This is a genomic window from Streptomyces sp. JNUCC 63 (assembly GCF_054366325.1).
Map to the genome: position 1 here is coordinate 6216833 of NZ_CM135963.1, position 17175 is coordinate 6234007.

Annotated in this window: 14 protein-coding genes and 1 pseudogene; 9 read left to right on the top strand and 6 right to left on the bottom strand. The window is 71.7% G+C overall.

From position 1 onward, the window contains the following. The first annotated feature begins 41 nt into the window (after positions 1-41). The 3 genes from cmk to der all read left to right on the top strand — a co-directional run bounded on the left by cmk (position 42) and on the right by der (position 2959). A complete protein-coding gene (gene cmk / locus ACX25U_RS28600; RefSeq protein ID WP_454384159.1) occupies positions 42-737 on the top strand; it encodes a (d)CMP kinase in 696 nt (231 codons plus the stop codon). After that, positions 695-1417, top strand: a complete 723-nt coding sequence (locus ACX25U_RS28605) for a lysophospholipid acyltransferase family protein (RefSeq protein WP_454384161.1) — start codon at positions 695-697, stop codon at positions 1415-1417. Before cmk ends, ACX25U_RS28605 begins: the two co-directional genes overlap by 43 nt. A gap of 63 nt (positions 1418-1480) precedes the next feature. Then, positions 1481-2959 (top strand): ribosome biogenesis GTPase Der, encoded by a 1479-nt coding sequence (der, locus tag ACX25U_RS28610; RefSeq protein ID WP_454384163.1) that lies wholly within the window; start codon positions 1481-1483, stop codon positions 2957-2959. A gap of 57 nt (positions 2960-3016) precedes the next feature. On the opposite strand, the gene ACX25U_RS28615 is transcribed toward der, so the two are convergent. Then, positions 3017-3433, bottom strand: coding sequence for a hypothetical protein (locus ACX25U_RS28615; protein ID WP_454384165.1), 417 nt, complete (start codon positions 3431-3433; stop codon positions 3017-3019). Between the two features lie 228 nt (positions 3434-3661). Continuing rightward, complete coding sequence (locus tag ACX25U_RS28620; protein WP_454384166.1) at positions 3662-4495, bottom strand: hypothetical protein; 834 nt, start codon at positions 4493-4495, stop codon at positions 3662-3664. 543 nt (positions 4496-5038) lie between these two features. On the opposite strand from ACX25U_RS28620, the gene ACX25U_RS28625 reads away from it, so the two are divergent. After that, positions 5039-5734, top strand: coding sequence for a LysM peptidoglycan-binding domain-containing protein (locus ACX25U_RS28625; RefSeq protein WP_454384168.1), 696 nt, complete (start codon positions 5039-5041; stop codon positions 5732-5734). Between the two features lie 402 nt (positions 5735-6136). Next, a pseudogene (locus ACX25U_RS28630) lies at positions 6137-7207 on the top strand (helix-turn-helix transcriptional regulator). On the opposite strand, the gene ctaD reads toward ACX25U_RS28630, so the two are convergent. Continuing rightward, a complete protein-coding gene (gene ctaD, locus ACX25U_RS28635; RefSeq protein ID WP_454384169.1) occupies positions 7089-8780 on the bottom strand; it encodes an aa3-type cytochrome oxidase subunit I in 1692 nt (563 codons plus the stop codon). The pseudogene ACX25U_RS28630 and the gene ctaD sit on opposite strands and share 119 nt — an antisense overlap. Positions 8781-9216: 436 nt before the next feature. Here ctaD and ACX25U_RS28640 point away from each other — a divergent pair, with 436 nt between their 5' ends. Further along, positions 9217-9432: an I78 family peptidase inhibitor gene (locus ACX25U_RS28640; RefSeq protein ID WP_454384170.1), complete on the top strand. Its 216-nt coding sequence runs from the start codon at positions 9217-9219 to the stop codon at positions 9430-9432. Positions 9433-9471: 39 nt separating this feature from the next. On the opposite strand, the gene ACX25U_RS28645 is transcribed toward ACX25U_RS28640, so the two are convergent. After that, positions 9472-10503, bottom strand: a complete 1032-nt coding sequence (locus tag ACX25U_RS28645; RefSeq protein WP_454384172.1) for a phosphatase PAP2 family protein — start codon at positions 10501-10503, stop codon at positions 9472-9474. Between the two features lie 238 nt (positions 10504-10741). After that, the gene (locus ACX25U_RS28650; RefSeq protein WP_454384173.1) at positions 10742-11947 is read right to left on the bottom strand and encodes a hypothetical protein; all 1206 of its coding nucleotides are present in this window, start codon (positions 11945-11947) and stop codon (positions 10742-10744) included. A gap of 259 nt (positions 11948-12206) precedes the next feature. On the opposite strand from ACX25U_RS28650, the gene ACX25U_RS28655 reads away from it, so the two are divergent. Continuing rightward, positions 12207-13805 (top strand): MFS transporter, encoded by a 1599-nt coding sequence (locus ACX25U_RS28655; RefSeq protein WP_454384175.1) that lies wholly within the window; start codon positions 12207-12209, stop codon positions 13803-13805. A 131-nt stretch (positions 13806-13936) separates the two neighbouring features. After that, positions 13937-15109, top strand: a complete 1173-nt coding sequence (locus tag ACX25U_RS28660) for an acyl-CoA dehydrogenase family protein (protein WP_454384177.1) — start codon at positions 13937-13939, stop codon at positions 15107-15109. 36 nt (positions 15110-15145) lie between these two features. Here the strand turns inward: ACX25U_RS28660 and ACX25U_RS28665 are convergent, their stop codons facing one another. Further along, positions 15146-15583 carry a cell division protein SepF gene (locus ACX25U_RS28665; RefSeq protein ID WP_454384179.1) on the bottom strand — a complete coding sequence of 146 codons (438 nt, stop codon included), beginning with the start codon at positions 15581-15583 and terminating at the stop codon, positions 15146-15148. A 676-nt stretch (positions 15584-16259) separates the two neighbouring features. Here ACX25U_RS28665 and ACX25U_RS28670 point away from each other — a divergent pair. Next, on the top strand, positions 16260-17168 hold the full coding sequence (locus ACX25U_RS28670; protein WP_454384181.1) for a S1 family peptidase: 909 nt from the start codon (positions 16260-16262) through the stop codon (positions 17166-17168). Positions 17169-17175: the final 7 nt, after the last annotated feature.

The window sequence follows — 17175 nt, forward strand, 5'->3', positions numbered from 1 at the left end:
GCACCCCCGTCCACCACCCTTCACCAGGAAGGTGCCCCGCTGTGGAAAACGGCGCCGCCCGGACCGCCCAGCCCGTGATTGTCGCCATCGACGGCCCCTCCGGCACGGGCAAGTCGAGCACGTCGAAAGCCGTCGCCGCGCAGCTCGGCCTGAGCTACCTGGACACCGGCGCCCAGTACCGGGCGATCACCTGGTGGATGGTGACCAACGGGATCGACATGGAAGACCCCTCCGCGATCGCCGCCGTGACCGGCAAGCCCGAGATCGTCTCCGGCACCGACCCGGCCCATCCGACGATCACCGTCGACGGCGTGGACGTGGCCGGCCCGATCCGCACCCAGGAGGTCACCTCCAAGGTCAGCGCCGTCAGCGCCGTGCCGGAGGTGCGGGCCCGGATCACCGAGCTGCAGCGCTCGCTGGCCGGCTCCGCCGAGGCCGGCATCGTCGTCGAGGGTCGTGACATCGGCACCACCGTGCTGCCGGACGCCGACCTCAAGATCTTCCTCACCGCCTCCCCGGAGGCCCGTGCCGCCCGCCGCAGCGGCGAGCTGAAGGGCGCGGACGTGCGCACCACCCGCGAGGCCCTGATCAAGCGGGACGCCGCCGACTCCAGCCGCAAGACCTCACCGCTGGCCAAGGCCGCCGACGCGGTCGAGGTGGACACCACCGACCTGACGCTGGCGCAGGTCATCGAGTGCGTCGTCACCCTCGTCGAGGAGAAGCGGGCCGCGAAGTGAGCCGTCCGTCGGAGCGTACGGCGGGTCTTCCGTCCGAGCGCGGTGCCGATGTCGGCCGGCGGATCGGCGTCGGGCTGATGTACGGCCTGTGGAGCCCGCGTGTGCTCGGCGCCTGGAGGGTGCCCGCGGCCGGCCCGGCGATCCTCGCCGTCAACCACTCGCACAACATCGACGGCCCGATGGTCATGGGCGTCGCACCCCGGCCGGTGCACTTCCTGATCAAGAAGGAGGCGTTCGTCGGCCCGCTGGACCCCTTCCTGACCGGCATCGGCCAGCTGAAGGTGGACCGCCACACCACCGACCGTACGGCGATCACCCGCGCCCTCGGCGTCCTGGACGGCGGCGGCGTCCTCGGCATCTTCCCCGAGGGCACCCGCGGCGAGGGCGACTTCGCCTCCCTGCGCGCCGGGCTCGCCTACTTCGCGGTCCGCGGCGGGGCGCCGGTCGTGCCGGTGGCGGTGCTGGGAAGTTCCGAGCGGCGCGGACGGTTGATAAGGGGGCTGCCCCCGCTGCGCTCCCGCGTCGACGTCGTCTTCGGCGACCCGTTCGATGCGGGTGACGGCAGCGGGCGGCGTACGCGGCGGGCGCTGGACGAGGCGACCGAGCGCATCCAGAAGCAGCTCACCGCCCACCTGGAAAACGCCAGGCGTCTGACCGGGCGCTCGGCGACACTTGAGTAGTGGATCACCGCTGACCGGCGGGGCTCCACCGACCACCACGATGAACGACGAGGTACCGACTTCATGAACGACCACATCCAGCCCGACGGCTCGGCCGAGCACGATCACGGGGCGCTCGGCGACGCCGAGTACGCGGAGTTCATGGAGCTCGCCGCGGAAGAGGGCTTCGACCTCGAGGACGTCGAGGGCGCCATCGAGGCGGCCGGACACGGCCCGCTGCCCGTGCTCGCCGTCGTCGGCCGCCCCAATGTCGGCAAGTCGACTCTGGTGAACCGCATCATCGGCCGCCGCGAGGCGGTCGTCGAGGACAAGCCGGGCGTCACCCGCGACCGCGTGACCTACGAGGCCGAGTGGGCGGGCCGCCGTTTCAAGGTCGTCGACACCGGCGGCTGGGAGCAGGACGTCCTCGGCATCGACGCCTCCGTCGCCGCCCAGGCCGAGTACGCCATCGAGGCCGCCGACGCGGTCGTGTTCGTCGTCGACGCCAAGGTCGGCGCCACCGACACCGACGAGGCGGTCGTACGGCTGCTGCGCAAGGCGGGCAAGCCGGTGGTGCTGTGCGCCAACAAGGTCGACGGCCCGAGCGGCGAGGCCGACGCGGCGTACCTGTGGTCCCTCGGCCTCGGTGAGCCGCACCCGGTCTCGGCGCTGCACGGCCGCGGCACAGGCGACATGCTGGACCGCGTCCTGGAGGCGCTGCCCGAGGCACCGCGCGAGACGTTCGGCGGGACCGGCATCGGCGGTCCGCGCCGGGTGGCGCTGATCGGCCGGCCGAACGTCGGCAAGTCCTCCCTGCTGAACAAGGTGGCCGGCGAGGAGCGCGTCGTCGTCGACGAGCTGGCGGGCACCACCCGCGACCCGGTCGACGAGCTGATCGAACTGGGCGGCAAGACCTGGAAGTTCGTCGACACCGCCGGCATCCGCAAGCGTGTCCACCTCCAGCAGGGCGCCGACTACTACGCCTCGCTGCGCACCGCCGCCGCCGTGGAGAAGGCCGAGGTCGCCGTCGTCCTGATCGACGCCTCCGAGAACGTCTCGGTGCAGGACCAGCGGATCATCACCATGGCCGTCGAGGCGGGCCGCGCGCTCGTCATCGCCTACAACAAGTGGGACACCCTCGACGAGGAGCGCCGCTACTACCTGGAGCGGGAGATCGAGACCGATCTCGCGCAGATCTCCTGGGCCCCGCGGGTGAACGTCTCGGCGCGCACCGGGCGGCACATGGAGAAGTTGGTCCCGGCGATCGAGACGGCGCTGGCCGGCTGGGAGACCCGGGTGCCGACCGGCCGCCTCAACGCCTTCCTCGGCGAGCTCGTCGCCGCCCACCCGCACCCGGTCCGGGGCGGCAAGCAGCCGCGCATCCTGTTCGGCACCCAGGCCGGCACCAAGCCGCCGCGGTTCGTGCTGTTCGCCTCCGGCTTCATCGAGGCGGGCTACCGGCGCTTCATCGAGCGCCGGCTGCGCGAGGAGTTCGGCTTCGAGGGGACGCCGATCCACATCTCGGTGCGGGTCCGCGAGAAGCGCGGCGCGAAGAAGAAGTAGCCGAAGCGGAAGGGCGGCCTCCTGAGTCAGGGGGCCGCCCTTCCGCTTGTCGGGGCGTCAGAGTCCGCGGCGCGGGCCGGGCGGCAGCGCCGCCGGAACGTGCTGGGTCCCGGTGTCCTGCCGCCCGATCGTCCCGATGCGCTGCCACTGCGCCTGCTGCTGGCCGGTGCCGTGGCGGGTGCTGTACGCGCCCGCACTGTAGGCGCTGTACGCGTTCGAGCCCGTACCGTGCGGGAGGTTCCCGAACGCGACGAAGCCCAGATCCTCCTCGCCGCTGCGGTCGCCCGGCAGGGTCCGGAAGGACTTGACGTACTCGGCGTAGAGCGCGTCGTAGATCGGCGTGGCCGAGGGGCCGCCGTGAGGATCCTGGGCCGGCCGCGACGGGGAGAGCTCCCGGCTCGACGAGCGCAGCCGGGAGCTCGGCGAAGGGATCGGCGGGTAGGACTGGCGGCGGGGAACGTCGTATGCGTGCACGTATGTCCAAACGACCCCGGACCGGAAGGGATGCGGTCAGGGCCGACAGGCCTTGGGGCCTGTCCGGCGGATCATGCCGCAGGCGCGGGGTCCGGCGCTCCCCCAAGCTCTCCGAGCAGGGGGGACCCCCACCCCGAGCTCATCGAGCAGGGGGACCCCTGTCGCCCCCGCTCACCCGGGCCGATGGCCGACCGCCGATTTCCTGCGACTTGATCCGCCGGACAGGCCTCAGATCCCGGCGAGCGGCAGCGCCGCCGTGACCAGCCTTCCGTTCGCCGCCGCCTTGTCCAGCGCCTCCCGCAGCAGGTCCTCGCGCGGCTGGCGGCCGATGGAGCCGACCGGCGCCGCGAACATCAGCACCTGCTGGTGCTTGTTGGCCGCCGCCCGCCAGCCGTCGGTGACCTGGAGCGGCTGGTGCGCCTGCCACCAGGCCACCGGCCCACCGCCGTTGGTGCCCGGCTGGAGCACGGCGTGCAGCTGGCCCATGGCGAGCAGCACCGACCAGCCGTGCAGCACGGGCGGTACGGAGGCGATCTCGGTCACCGGCAGGAAGCCCTGCTCGACGAGCAGCGGCAGGAACTCGTCGTCGGCGCTCAGCGAGCCCGGGCGCGCGATGGGCGCGGTCGGCTCGACGACCAGGGCGGGGTGCAGCTCCCCGGCGATGAGGACGAGTCCGCTGGTCACCCCGAGCACAGCCTGCTGCGGTACGACCTTCTGGGGTACGGCCTGCTCGGGCGCGGTCTGCTGCGGCAGGGCCTGCTCGGGCACCCTGCCCACGGCGCCCGCGTCGGCGCTGATGGAGCGGACCGCGCCGCGCAGATGCTCCTCGGTGACCTGGACGACCTGCGAGGGCAGGCAGGTGGCGTGGGCGAAGGCGAGGACGGCGGTCTCGTCCCCGACGAACAGGACGGTGCTGGTGCGCTCCTGTTCGCAGTCGCCCGGGGTGCGGCAGGACGTGCAGTCGTAACTGCCCGGGGCGTTCTCTCCGGCGAGCAGCCGGTCGGCTTCTTCGTCGCCGATCTCGGCGCGTACGGCGTCGCTGACGTCGAGCATGCGCGGCACGATTGGCTCCCTCGGGATGCGGGTGCGTGGCGGGACCGGGCGGCTCCCGGCCCATGAACCGGGAGGGCCCCCGGCTCTTGAAGAAGACAACGGGCGATCTGTGGCGGGAGTCACGCCCTCCGCCGAACGGAATCGAACCATCCTGCGCACAGGGTCACGTCAGGTGCGGAACCGGGCACTCATCGTCAACTCCCCGAAAGATCAAGGGGCTTGACGGGGTGAAGTGGGTCACAGATCGCCCGTTCGGGTGGCCGAAAAATCAGGAAATCAGCGAATGAAGTGGGTGGCCGAAAAAAGTCGCTACCTCCGGTAACGGTCAATCGGCCTGCCAGAACGGGGGGTTGGTTGATTCGGGCGTTGTCCCCTCCTTAGATTCCTCGGCCGTGTGCAACGAGCACCGCTCGGGTACGTCCGCCGACCGCACCGAACCGGCACCACTCGGCTCGACCTCTTCCGGCGGACGGGGCGAGCGCGCCGACCGCGTCCATGCGCGGCGGGCGCGCCCCGCCTTGGGGGACCCCGAGTCCTTCGAGAGGGATTTACATGTCCGAATGTGCCGATAAGAGCCACGACACCACGCGCGACAACGCCCGCAGGACGCGGACGACGGCGGCTCTCGCCGGGGCGGTGCTGCTGGCCCCGCTCGGGCTGCTGGCCGCGACCGGCAACGCCCACGCGGCGGACGGCGGAGTGTGGGACCGCATCGCCCAGTGCGAGAGCGGCGGCAACTGGCACATCAACACCGGCAACGGCTACTACGGCGGGCTGCAGTTCGCCGCCGGCACCTGGCGCGCCTACGGCGGCACGGCCTACGCGCCCACCGCCGACCGGGCTTCCAGGGCCCAGCAGATCGCCGTCGCCACCAGGGTCCAGCAGGCCCAGGGCTGGGGCGCGTGGCCGGTCTGCTCGGCCCGGGCGGGGGCCTCCGGCAGCGCGCCCGGGACCGGATCGGGCTCGGTCGGGACCGGGGCGACGCACAAGTCCGTCAAGTCCGTCGAGCAGAAGACGCGCAAGACACAGGCAGCGCCGCCGCAGCGGCCGTCGAAGACGCCGGCGCGCGAGACGGGCCACACCAACCGCAGTGCCTCCCGCGGCGACTACACCGTCCGCGCGGGCGACACGCTGAGCGGCATCGCCGCCCGGCACGGAACCACCTGGCAGCGGCTGTACGCCGCCAACAAGTCCGTCATCGGCGGTGATCCCGACCTGATCGTGCCCGGGCAGCGCCTCGCGCTCTGAGCCGCTCCCCTCATGCCCGGTACACCAGGCCCCGTCCGGTCACCCGACCGGACGGGGCCTGCTCGTCACGGTCGCGCCACGGCGCATTCGTACACCACGGCCGGCCGCACAGCGCGGGTGCACCGGGCGCCGCTCGGCCGAGGACCAGGCACGCGCCCGGACCGGCCGGCAGGTCGCACGTGTGCGCCGCCACCGCGACAAGCGGCACGCGCGCGTGTGTGCCGACAGAGCGCGGGCCACGGTGAGCATGCGCCGCTCGCCGCCGGAGAGGTGCCGGCGCGGCCCGGACTGCCGCAACGCCCCGTGGTTCACCGATGCCGCCAGGGCCTGTGCGGGCACCGGCGGCACGCGCGTGTCCTTGCGGACAGCACCTGTCCGCAAGGGCTGGCAGACTCGCCCACCATGCTGGAGACATCGGCACGACTGCTGCGCCTGCTCTCACTGCTCCAGGCCCACCGCGAGTGGTCCGGTGCCGAGCTCGCCCGGGGGTACCTCCCATGCCCTTAAGGCAATGGGGGAGGCCCGGCGTCACCCCGCGCACGGTGCGCCGGGACGTGGACCGGCTGCGCGACCTCGGCTGTCCGGTCGACGCCGGCCCCGGCACCGGCGGCGGCTACCGGCTGGGCGCGGGCGCCCGGCTGCCCCCGCTGCTCCTGGACGACGACGAGGCGGTCGCGGTCGCCGTGGGGCTGCGTACGCCCGCCGGGCAGGGCATCGAGGGGATCGGCGAGAGCTCGGTGCGGGTCCTGTCCAAGCCGGAGCAGGTGCTGCCCGGACGGCTGCGGCGCCGGGTGGGCGCCCTGAACGCCTTTCACCGTGCCGATGCCGCGCGCCCCCGAGCCCTCCGCCGTCGACCCGGCGGTCCTCACCGAGCTCGCCCACCTGTGCCGGGACACCGAGCGGCTGCGCTTCGAGTACCGCGGCCACGACGGCACCACCAGCCGCCGCAGTGTCGAACCGCACCGCCTGGTGTGCACCGAACGCCGCTGGTACCTGGTCGCCTGGGACCTGGACCGCGACGACTGGCGTACGTTCCGCGTCGACCGCATCACCCCCAGACCGCCGCACGGCCCGCGCTTCGCGCCGCGCACCCCGCCCGCCGACGGCCTCGCCGCCCATGTCTCCCCGGGCGTCTCCACGCGCGCGTACGCCACGCAGGCCGTGATCCGGCTGCTGGTGCCGCCGGCCGAGGCGGCCGAGCGGATCTCGCCGTCCGCCGGGGCCCTGGAGGCCGACGGGCCGGACGCCTGCCTGCTGCGCACCGGCGTCGCGAGCCTGGACGTGATGGTGATTCACGTGATGCTGATGGGGTTCGCGTTCGAGGTGCTGGAGCCCGCCGAGCTCACCGAGGTGATCAGGACCGCTCGTGACCGGCTCGATGCCGCTCCGGCTCGGGCTGCGGGGCCTGGCCGGCGTACTCGGGATGGTGCAGGTCGAACGCCGGGGACTCGCTGCGGATCCGGGGCAGGGTGACGAAGTTGTGCCGGGGCGGCGGGCAGGAGGTCGCCCACTCCAGGGAGCGGCCGTAGCCCCAGGGGTCGTCCACCTCGACCTTCCGGCCGTACCTGGCGGTCCTCCACACGTTGTGGAGGAACGGCAGCGTCGACATGCCGAGCAGGAACGCGCCGATCGTCGACAGGGTGTTCAGTGCGGTGAAGCCGTCCGCGGCGAGATAGTCGGCGTACCGCCGGGGCATGCCCTCCGCGCCCAGCCAGTGCTGCACCAGGAAGGTGGTGTGGAAGCCGATGAACAGCGTCCAGAAGTGGATCTTGCCGATGCGTTCGTCGAGCAGCTTCCCGGTGAACTTCGGCCACCAGAAGTAGAAGCCGGCGAAGGTCGCGAAGACGACGGTGCCGAAGACGACGTAGTGGAAGTGGGCGACCACGAAGTAGCTGTCCGTGACATGCCAGTCCAGTGGCGGCGAGGCGAGGATCACCCCGGTCAGACCGCCGAACAGGAACGACACCAGGAAGCCGATCGCCCACAGCATCGGAGTCTCGAAGGACAGCGAGCCCTTGAGCATCGTGCCGGTCCAGTTGAAGAACTTCACACCTGTCGGCACGGCGATCAGGAAGCTCATGAAGGAGAAGAACGGCAGCAGCACCGCGCCGGTGGCGAACATGTGGTGCGCCCACACCACCACCGACAGACCGGTGATCGCCATGGTGGCGCCGACCAGCGTCAGATAGCCGAAGATCGGCTTGCGGGCGAACGCCGGGATGATCTCGGTGATGATCCCGAAGAACGGCAGCGCGATGATGTACACCTCCGGATGGCCGAAGAACCAGAACAGGTGCTGCCACAGCAGCGCCCCGCCGTTCGCCGACTCGAAGACCTGCGAGCCGAACCTGCGGTCCGCCTCCAGCACCAGCAGCGCGGCCGCCAGCACCGGGAACGCCAGCAGGATCAGGATCGAGGTGAACAGCGTGTTCCAGGTGAAGATCGGCATCCGGAACATCGTCATGCCGGGCGCGCGCATGCCGATGATCGTGGTCAGGAAGTTGACCGCGCCGAGGATCGTCCCGAAGCCGGCCAGCGCGAGCCCCATGATCCACAGGTCCGGGCCGACGCCGGGGGAGTGCGCCGTGTCATTGAGCGGGGCGTAGGCGAACCAGCCGAAGGCGGCCGGCCCGTCGGGCACGAGCAGCGAGCCGAGCACGATCAGCCCGCCGAACAGGAAGAACCAGTACGACAGCATGTTCAGCCGGGGGAAGGCGACGTCCGGGGCGCCGATCTGCAGCGGCATCAGCTCGTTGGCGAAGCCCGCGAAGGTCGGGGTCGCGAACAGCAGCAGCATGATCGTGCCGTGCATGGTGAACAGCTGGTTGAACTGCTGGCTGTTCATGAGCTGCAGCCCGGGGCGGGCGAGTTCGGCCCGCATCAGCAGCGCCATCACCCCGCCGACCAGGAAGAACACGAACGACGTGATCAGGTAGAGGTGGCCGATCTTCTTGTGGTCGGTGGTCGTCAGCCAGTCGACCACCAGCCTGCCGGGCCGTTCGCCGGGCGCCGGCCGTGCCGCCGCCGCTACGGTCTGGGTCCCCATCGCTCGCTCGCCCTCCGCTCCTCGCGCCCGGGTCCGCCACGGCCCGCGGCCGACCGGCCGGGGGCTCCTGCCATGATGCGCGCGTGACCGCGCGCCGCGACAGGGGGAGTGCGGACGTTGTGTGCTGGACCGGTGAAATTCCTATGCGGCGTCACATTCCGCGAGCCGGTCCGGACACGGAATGCGAGGGCAGCCCGGGGCGGGGCAGGGGGGACTTCTCCCGGGGCATTCCACCGGGCTTTTCCGGGTGCCGTACCGGTCGCCGGGAATTGCGCTCGAATGATCGCGGAAGGGGTCCGGAATCGCCCGTACGTGTGATGGAGTTGGGCCGATCCGCGGTCATGGTTCTGTGACCGAAGCGTGACAGCAGAGGAATGTGTGACTCAGGTGCCGTGATGCACTTCCGCGGCCGCGGCTCAGGGCCTAGCGTGGCGGTATGGCACCGATTCCCACTCCGCCGACGGAGCCCCAGGACAGTCCGGACGCGTATGTCGGCCTCGAGGCCGGGCAGGCCGAGCGGCTCGCGCGCGAACGGGGCTGGAGCACGGTGCGGTCGCTGCCGCCGGGCACGATCATCACCATGGAGTACCGGGTCGGCCGGATGAACTTCGAGGTCAGGAACGGTCGCGTGACCCGCGCCTGGAAGGGCTGAACCGCCGAGGGGGCCTCCGGCCCGGCGGCGGCCCTGCCGTCAACTGCCGGTCAGCGGGCGGGCCGCCGAGGCCGTGCCGCGCGGATGCCGGTCGGAGTGCGCCGGCCGGCGGCTGTCGGCCGGGGTGACCGGCGTGCGTTCCGGGCGGGCCGTGTGGTGGCCCGGGGCGAGGTGGACCGGCGCCCGGGACGTACGGCCGGCGGCGACCGTCTCGCGGGCCGCCGGAGCCTCCTCCGAGGCTGACGAGTGCGGCGTGAGCACGACGGGCACACCGACGGGAGCGACCGGCGCGGGCACCGGTGCCCGGCGGCCGTGGCGGGCACGCCAGCGGTCGCGCAGGTCGAACAGGGCGGCCTCGGCCCTCGCGATCAGCGGCTCGAACCACGGCAGCGCCAGCAGGATCAGCAGCCCCGCGGCCCAGCCGAGGAGCACGTCGCTCAGCCAGTGCGTACCCAGGTAGACCGTGGTGAGGCCGACGCCGAGCGCGATCACCGCGGACAGCGCCGACAGCCAGCGGCGAGCCGTCGGAGTGGAGGCCAGGTAGGCCAGGATGCCCCAGGTCACCACGGCGTTGGCGGTGTGGCCGCTGGGAAATATATCGCCGCCCAGCCACATCTCGTTGGAGCCGATGACGGTGGCGTAGTGCGGTCCGAGGCGGCCCATGCCGATCTTCGCGGCGCCGACCGTGGCGTTCAGCAGCAGCAGCGAGGTGGCGAGGGTGAGCAGCGGGCGCAGTGTGTGCTGCCGCCACGAACGCCAGCCCAGCCACGCGGCGACCATCACCGCGGTGGGACCGCGCTGGCCCAGCACCACGTAGTAGTCGAGGAACGCGTGGATCCCCGGCCACTGCTGGTACGGCCGGAAGAACATGATCTGCCAGTCGAGCCGGACCAGCCACGAGGTGGTCACCACGGCCCAGACGATGGACAGGTAGAAGGCCAGGGTCGCCGAGAGGAGCACGAACCGGTGGCGGCTCATCCGCGGCACGTCGATGTGCGCCGGCCGTTGCGGCTCACGGTCCAGCCGGGCGAACACCCGGTCCAGGCGGGTGAGGGTTCCTTCGGTACGCACCTAATCGACGTTACAGCGAGTGAGCTCAGTTCTCGTACGCAGCATGGGCTTTGTGATGACGATGTGATGTGGGATTACTCTCAACGGGGCTTTATTTCCCGCGAATTCCGCAATCCCGGGCGGTGCCCGCCCGCATTTCCCTCCGATCATTCGGGCGGACGCTTGTGCCGCACTTATGAATGCGACGCACGAACACCCCGACGGAATTCGGTGCCCGCCCCCGGTCGTCCGGCTCCGGTCACGGGGGGCCGGACCCGTTCAGCCAGAACGCCCCGTACACCGCCGAGGACACCGCGACACCGCCCACCACCAGCGCCGACCGGACAAGGCGCGGCCGGGCGAGGGCCAGGGCGAGCGGCAGCAGCAGCGGGAAGGCGGGCAGCAGCAGACGCGGCTTGGAGCCGAAGTAGCTCGACGCGCACAGGGCGAGCGCGGTGACCACACCCGAGTACACCAGCAGCGCGAGCGGCTGCCGCTGCTGTACGCCGATGACGTACAGCCAGATCACCGCGGCGACCCCGGCGATCAGCCCGAGCCCGGCCAGGGCCGACGGAAACGACGTGAACCTGCCGACGACGAAGCGGGCGAAGGCGTACCCGCCGTCGAAGCCGTTGCGCCAGCCGGCCTGGACGTCCAGATAGCCGAGGGGGCCCCGGCCGGTACGGTGGCCGACCCACAGGACGTAGCCGGCGGCGCCGAGCGGGGCGAGCAGCATGCCGAGCAGGCGGCGCGCGCGGTCCGGGGCCGTCGCGCCCCGGTCGCGTACGAACGAGGCGACGGCCGCGGCCCACACCGCCGCGACCACCGCGAGACCGACCGGGCGGGTCAGCCCCGCCGCCAGGGCCAGGGCGCCCGCCGTCACCCAGCGGCCGGTCAGCACGGCGTACAGCGTCCAGGCGGCGAGCGCCGTGAACAGCGACTCGCTGTACGCCATCGACTGCACGACCCCGACCGGCAGCGCCGCCCACAGCAGCACCGCGTAGACGCCCACCCGTCTCCCATCACCACCCTTCCAAGGCCGCGCTTCGAGCCCTTCTTCTCGGCGGCCGTACACATGGTCGGCCACCGCGAAGATTCCCCAGGCCGCGGCGAGCGAGGCCACCAGGCCGACCACGAAGCCGGCGTCGGCGTACGACAGCGGGCCCACCGAGGCGAGCAGCCGCTCCAGCCACGGAAGCAGCGGAAAGAAGGCCAGGTCGGAGTGGATGTCGCCGTTCGGCAGGCGCACCTCGTGGCCGTAGCCCCGTTCGGCGATCCCGGCGTACCAGAGCGCGTCCCAGCGGGCGGTCAGCAGCGTGTACGCGCTCTTGCCGCGCGCGGCGCTCCACACCGCCAGGGCGAGCAGGCCCAGAGCGCGGACGGCCGCGTACCCGAGGAGTGCCGGCGCGGCCCGGCGCAGGAACCCGGTGCGGGCCGACGCCACGTGCGTCGCGAGATCGGTCACTGGTCGATTATCGAGCGCGCGCGGAACCGGACCGGCCACCGGGGCGTACTGACGGTGGGAGGAGTGGCGTACGCCACACGGGTTGGGTCTGTGCTCTGAGAGGGGGGTCACGCGCCACCCGAGCGGACTCGCGTACGCTGACATGTCACTCGTATGCCGTCGCGCGGGCCGGAGACCACCGCTCCTCTCCGGCCGAGCCGCGGGGAGTCCCCACCCCGCCGGCCCGCCGGGCGCGAGGGCTCATCTGGGAGGTACGTACATGTCCGGGACGACCACGGCCGCCGCCCGGCTGCGCCGTCGGGCGGCCGGGGCCGGTGCCAACCGCTGGGTCGTCCTGGTCGTCCTCTGCGCCAGCCTGCTGCTGGTCGCGGTCGACGCGACCGTGCTGCACGTGGCGGTGCCCGCGGTCACCGAGGACCTCCGGCCCGGCGCCATCGAACTGCTCTGGATCGTCGACACCTACCCCCTCGTCTGCGCCTCGCTGCTGATCCTCTTCGGCACGCTGGGCGACCGGGTGGGCCGCAGACGGATCCTGCTGCTGGGGTACGCCCTGTTCGGCGTCGCCTCCGCCCTGGCGGCCTTCGCCCCCAGCCCCCAGGTGCTGATCTTCGCGCGGGCGCTGCTCGGCGTCGGCGGCGCCATGATCATGCCGGCCACGCTGTCCCTGCTGCGGCAGGTGTTCCCCGACCGGCGCGAGCGGGCGCTGGCCATCGGCGTCTGGAGCGCGGTCGCCGCGGTGGGCGCGGCGGTCGGGCCGCTGCTGGGCGGCTTTCTGCTGGAGCACTTCTGGTGGGGGTCGGTCTTCCTCGTCAACATCCCGCTGATGCTGGTGAGCCTGCCGGTGGGCCGGCTGCTGCTGCCCGAGTCGACCGGTGACCGCGACGGACCCTGGGACGTGGTCGGCGCGGTGCTGGCGGCGGTCGGGCTGTTCGGTGTGGTGCTGGGCGTGAAGCGGCTCGGCGGCGGGGAGGTGCTGAGCGTGCTCACCGCGGTGCCGCTGGTGGCCGGTGCGGCGCTGCTGGTGGTGTTCGTACGGCGGCAGCGGCGGCGGGCGCATCCGCTGGTGGACCTGAGGATGTTCGCGCGGCCGGCGTTCAGTACGTCGGTGGGCTGCATCGTGCTGGCCATGCTGGCGCTGGTCGGCCTTGAGCTGATCGCGGCGCAGTATCTGCAACTGGTGCTGGGTCTGTCACCGCTGCAGACGGGGCTGCGGCTGCTGCCGCTGACGTTCGCGGCGATGGCGGCCGGGCTGGCCGGGGCGCGGATGCTGCGGCGGTTCGGGCCGCGGCGGATGGTGTCCGCCGGGTTCTGCCTGACCGCCGGCGCGGTGGTGGTGCTGACCGCGATGGGCGGGCGGGACAACCCGGGGCTGCTGCTGTTCGGCTTCGTGCTGCTCGGTTTCGGTCTGGAGACCACGCTGTTCGGGGCGTACGAGTCGATGCTGAGCGAGGCGCCGCCGGAGCAGGCGGGCGGAGCCGCGGCGATCGGCGAGACGTCGTACCAGCTGGGCGCCGGGATGGGCATCGCGCTGCTCGGCACGGTCATGAACGCGGCGTACGCCCCCGGGCTCGCGGACGTGCCGGGCGTGCCGGCGTCGGCGTCGGGGGCGGCGTCGCACTCGCTGGGGGAGGCGTACGAGGTCGCCGCGCGGCTGGGCGGGGCCGCGGGGAGTGCCCTGCGGCGGGCGGCGCGGGATTCCTTCGTGCACGGACTGCATGTGACGTTGCTGGTGAGTGCGGGGTTGCTGCTGCTGGGGGCGGTGATGGCGCTGCGGCTGCCGCGGGTGATGCAGTGTGACGCGGTGCCGGTGGAGTTGCCCGCGCAGCGGGAGGTCGAACGGTCCCGCGTGTCGGCGTGACCGCGCCTCTTCTCCGGCCTGCCGCGGTGCGCGGCGGGCGGGAGAAGAAGCTGGACGTGGGCCGCACCGCGACGTAACGTCGGGCCGGAGTCGCGAACTAGCGGTGCTAGTTATCCCAGCCGGAGGTGCCCATGTCCTCGTTCGACCCCGCCGACCCCCTCGGGATCGACGATCTGCTGGACCCGGAGGACCTGGCCGTCCGCGACACCGTGCGGAACTGGGCCGCCGACCGCGTCCTGCCCCACATCGCCGAGTGGTACGAGAAGGGCGAGCTGCCCGTCGTCCGGGAGCTGGCCCGCGAGCTCGGCACCATCGGCGCCCTCGGGATGTCGCTCAGCGGTTACGGCTGCGCCGGCGCCACCGCCGTGCAGTACGGGCTGGCCTGCCTGGAGCTGGAGGCCGCCGACTCCGGCATCCGCTCCCTGGTCTCGGTGCAGGGCTCCCTCGCCATGTACGCGATCCACCGCTTCGGCAGCGAGGAGCAGAAGCAGACGTGGCTGCCCCGGATGGCAGCCGGCGAGGTGATCGGCTGCTTCGGGCTCACCGAGCCCGACCACGGCTCCGACCCCGCCTCCATGCGCACCCACGCCAAGCGCGACGGCACCGACTGGGTCCTCAACGGCCGCAAGATGTGGATCACCAACGGCTCCGTGGCCGGCGTCGCCGTCGTCTGGGCGCGGACCGAGGACGGCATCCGCGGCTTCGTCGTGCCCACGGACACCCCCGGCTTCTCCGCTCCCGAGATCAAGCACAAGTGGTCCCTGCGCGCCTCCGTCACCAGCGAGCTCGTCCTCGACGACGTACGGCTGCCCGTCGACGCCGTACTGCCGGAGGTCACCGGGCTGCGCGGCCCGCTCAGCTGTCTGTCCCACGCCCGCTACGGCATCGTCTGGGGCGCCATGGGCGCGGCCCGCTCCAGCTTCGAGGCCGCCCTCGACTACGCGAAGTCGCGTGAGCAGTTCGGCAGGCCCATCGGCGGCTTCCAGCTCACCCAGGCCAAACTCGCCGACATGGCGGTCGAACTGCACAAGGGAATCCTGCTCGCCCACCATCTGGGGCGGCGCATGGACGCCGGCCGCCTGCGTCCCGAGCAGGTCAGTTTCGGCAAGCTCAACAACGTGCGGGAGGCGATCGAGATCTGCCGTACGGCGCGGACCGTTCTCGGGGCGAACGGGATCTCCCTCGAATACCCCGTGATGCGGCACGCGACCAACCTCGAGTCGGTGCTCACCTATGAGGGCACCGTCGAGATGCACCAGCTCGTGCTGGGCAAGGCGCTCACCGGGCTCGACGCCTTCCGGTGAGTCCGAGGCGGGGCGGGGCCGGTGTGCGGCCCTGCCTCAGCTCTGGTTGAAGAACCCGTCCGACCGGTGTGCCGCCGGGTCCCCGCTGACGATCTCGGTGTCGGCGGGGGACAGCAGGAACACCCGGGTGGACACGCGGTCGATGGAGCCGCGCAGACCGAAGACCAGCCCGGCCGCGAAGTCGACCACGCGCTTGGCGTCGGCGGGCTCCATGGCCGTGAGGTTCACGATGACGGGCACCCCCTCCCGGAACAGCTCGCCGATGACGCGGGCGTCCCGGAAGCTGTCCGGCGTCACCGTGCCGATCCGGCGGCCCTTCTCCTCGGCCGTGTCCGTGGCCACCCTCACCCGGGGGTCGGTGACCCAGGCGTCCCCGGACCCGGTGCCCTCGGAGTAGTCGTCGTCGTAGTAGCGCTCGTCATCGTTGTCGTCGACGAGGCCGAGCCACGCACTCGCCTTGCGTACCGATCCCATGGACGCCTCCTCTCACAGCGGTCATTCTTCCTTTCCGCATCCCTATGGTCATCCATGATGCTGACAACGCGCCAAGTGAATAGACGCCGCGCGGGGGGTTTGTGACGGTACTGGTGCACGGCGAATCCGTCGAGAGCCCGTATGCCCCAAGGGTGGTGTGCTACACGGATGCTGACGGTGAGTGAAATATGATTGTCCCCAGCACGCGAGCGCACACGGGTGACGCGCGGTGCGTACGGGTGAACGAAGGGGACGATGGGATGCGGCGGCTCCGTGCCGTACGCCCTCCGGGGGACGGCCGCTCCTGACGGAGGCTTCAGCCGTCCGAGCGTGGAAAGCACTTGCTGTCCGGAGGGTCGAGTTCCGGACATCCCCCTGGCCTGGACGGTCGGCGACGACGTGACCATCCTCACCCCTGCCGATCCGGACGCCACGGGCACTTTCCGGCTCCTGACCAGGTGTCAATTCACCCCGGCCACACACGGTTCACTCGAATCGCACACAGTCGCACGGCTGAAAGGCACCCTTGCGCCGACCGGTCGTTCGGCCGAATACTCCCCCACAGCGCTTGTCAGGGGCACGGCGTGTTCGGAATCCGGACCTCAGGTCCCCTGACTGCGCCTCACGGGCCCCGACCCCACGCGGGCCCCCGACTTCCTTTGTGGAGGAACGAAAAGTGAGGATCAAGCGCACCACTCCCCGCAGCGGCGTGACGAGACGGACCCGGCTGATCGCCATCGCATCCGGCCTCGTGGCCGCAGCCGCGCTCGCGGTCCCCAGCGCGAACGCGTCCGACACGTCGACCACCTTCAGCGCGGCCCAGCTCACCAGGACGAGCGACTCCGTGCTCAAGGCCGACATCCCGGGCACGGCCTGGGTGGTCGACAGCAAGACCAACCGGGTTGTCGTCACCGCCGACAGCACGGTCTCCCAGGCCGAGATCAACAGGATCAGGCAGCAGGCGGGGACCAACTCCGGTGCCCTGACCATCAAGCGCACCTCGGGCAAGTTCACCAGGCTGATCTCCGGCGGCGACGCCATCTATGCGAGTAGCTGGCGCTGCTCGCTTGGCTTCAACGTCAAGGACAACAGCGGCAACTCCTACTTCCTGACGGCCGGCCACTGCACCGACGGCGCGGGCACCTGGTGGTCGAACTCCTCGAAGACGACCGTCCTCGGCACCACCGCCGGTTCCTCCTTCCCCGGCAACGACTACGGCATCGTGCGCTACACCAACAGCTCGGTGGCCAAGCCGAGCGCCGTGGGCAGCGTGACCATCACCAGCGCGGCCACGCCGTCCGTCGGCACCACCGTCTACCGGCGCGGCTCCACGACCGGCACCCACAGCGGCCGTGTCACGGCGCTCAACGCGACGGTCAACTACGGCGGCGGCGACATCGTCAGAGGCCTCATCCAGACCACGGTCTGCGCCGAGCCCGGTGACTCCGGCGGTCCGCTCTACTCCAACAGCGGCATCGCCTACGGTCTGACCTCCGGCGGCAGTGGCAACTGCACCTCCGGCGGTACGACCTTCTTCCAGCCGGTCACCGCGGCGCTGAGCGCCTACGGGGTTCGCGTCGGCTGACGTCGCC

Excerpts from the sequence above, each read along its gene's own strand:
- ctaD (WP_454384169.1), bottom strand. The coding sequence starts at position 8,780 with ATGGGGACCCAGACCGTAGCGGCGGCGGCACGGCCGGCGCCCGGCGAA.
- ACX25U_RS28640 (WP_454384170.1), top strand. The coding sequence starts at position 9,217 with ATGGCACCGATTCCCACTCCGCCGACGGAGCCCCAGGACAGTCCGGAC.
- ACX25U_RS28660 (WP_454384177.1), top strand. The coding sequence starts at position 13,937 with ATGTCCTCGTTCGACCCCGCCGACCCCCTCGGGATCGACGATCTGCTG.
- ACX25U_RS28655 (WP_454384175.1), top strand. The coding sequence starts at position 12,207 with ATGTCCGGGACGACCACGGCCGCCGCCCGGCTGCGCCGTCGGGCGGCC.
- ACX25U_RS28665 (WP_454384179.1), bottom strand. The coding sequence starts at position 15,583 with ATGGGATCGGTACGCAAGGCGAGTGCGTGGCTCGGCCTCGTCGACGAC.
- der (WP_454384163.1), top strand. The coding sequence starts at position 1,481 with ATGAACGACCACATCCAGCCCGACGGCTCGGCCGAGCACGATCACGGG.
- ACX25U_RS28625 (WP_454384168.1), top strand. The coding sequence starts at position 5,039 with ATGTCCGAATGTGCCGATAAGAGCCACGACACCACGCGCGACAACGCC.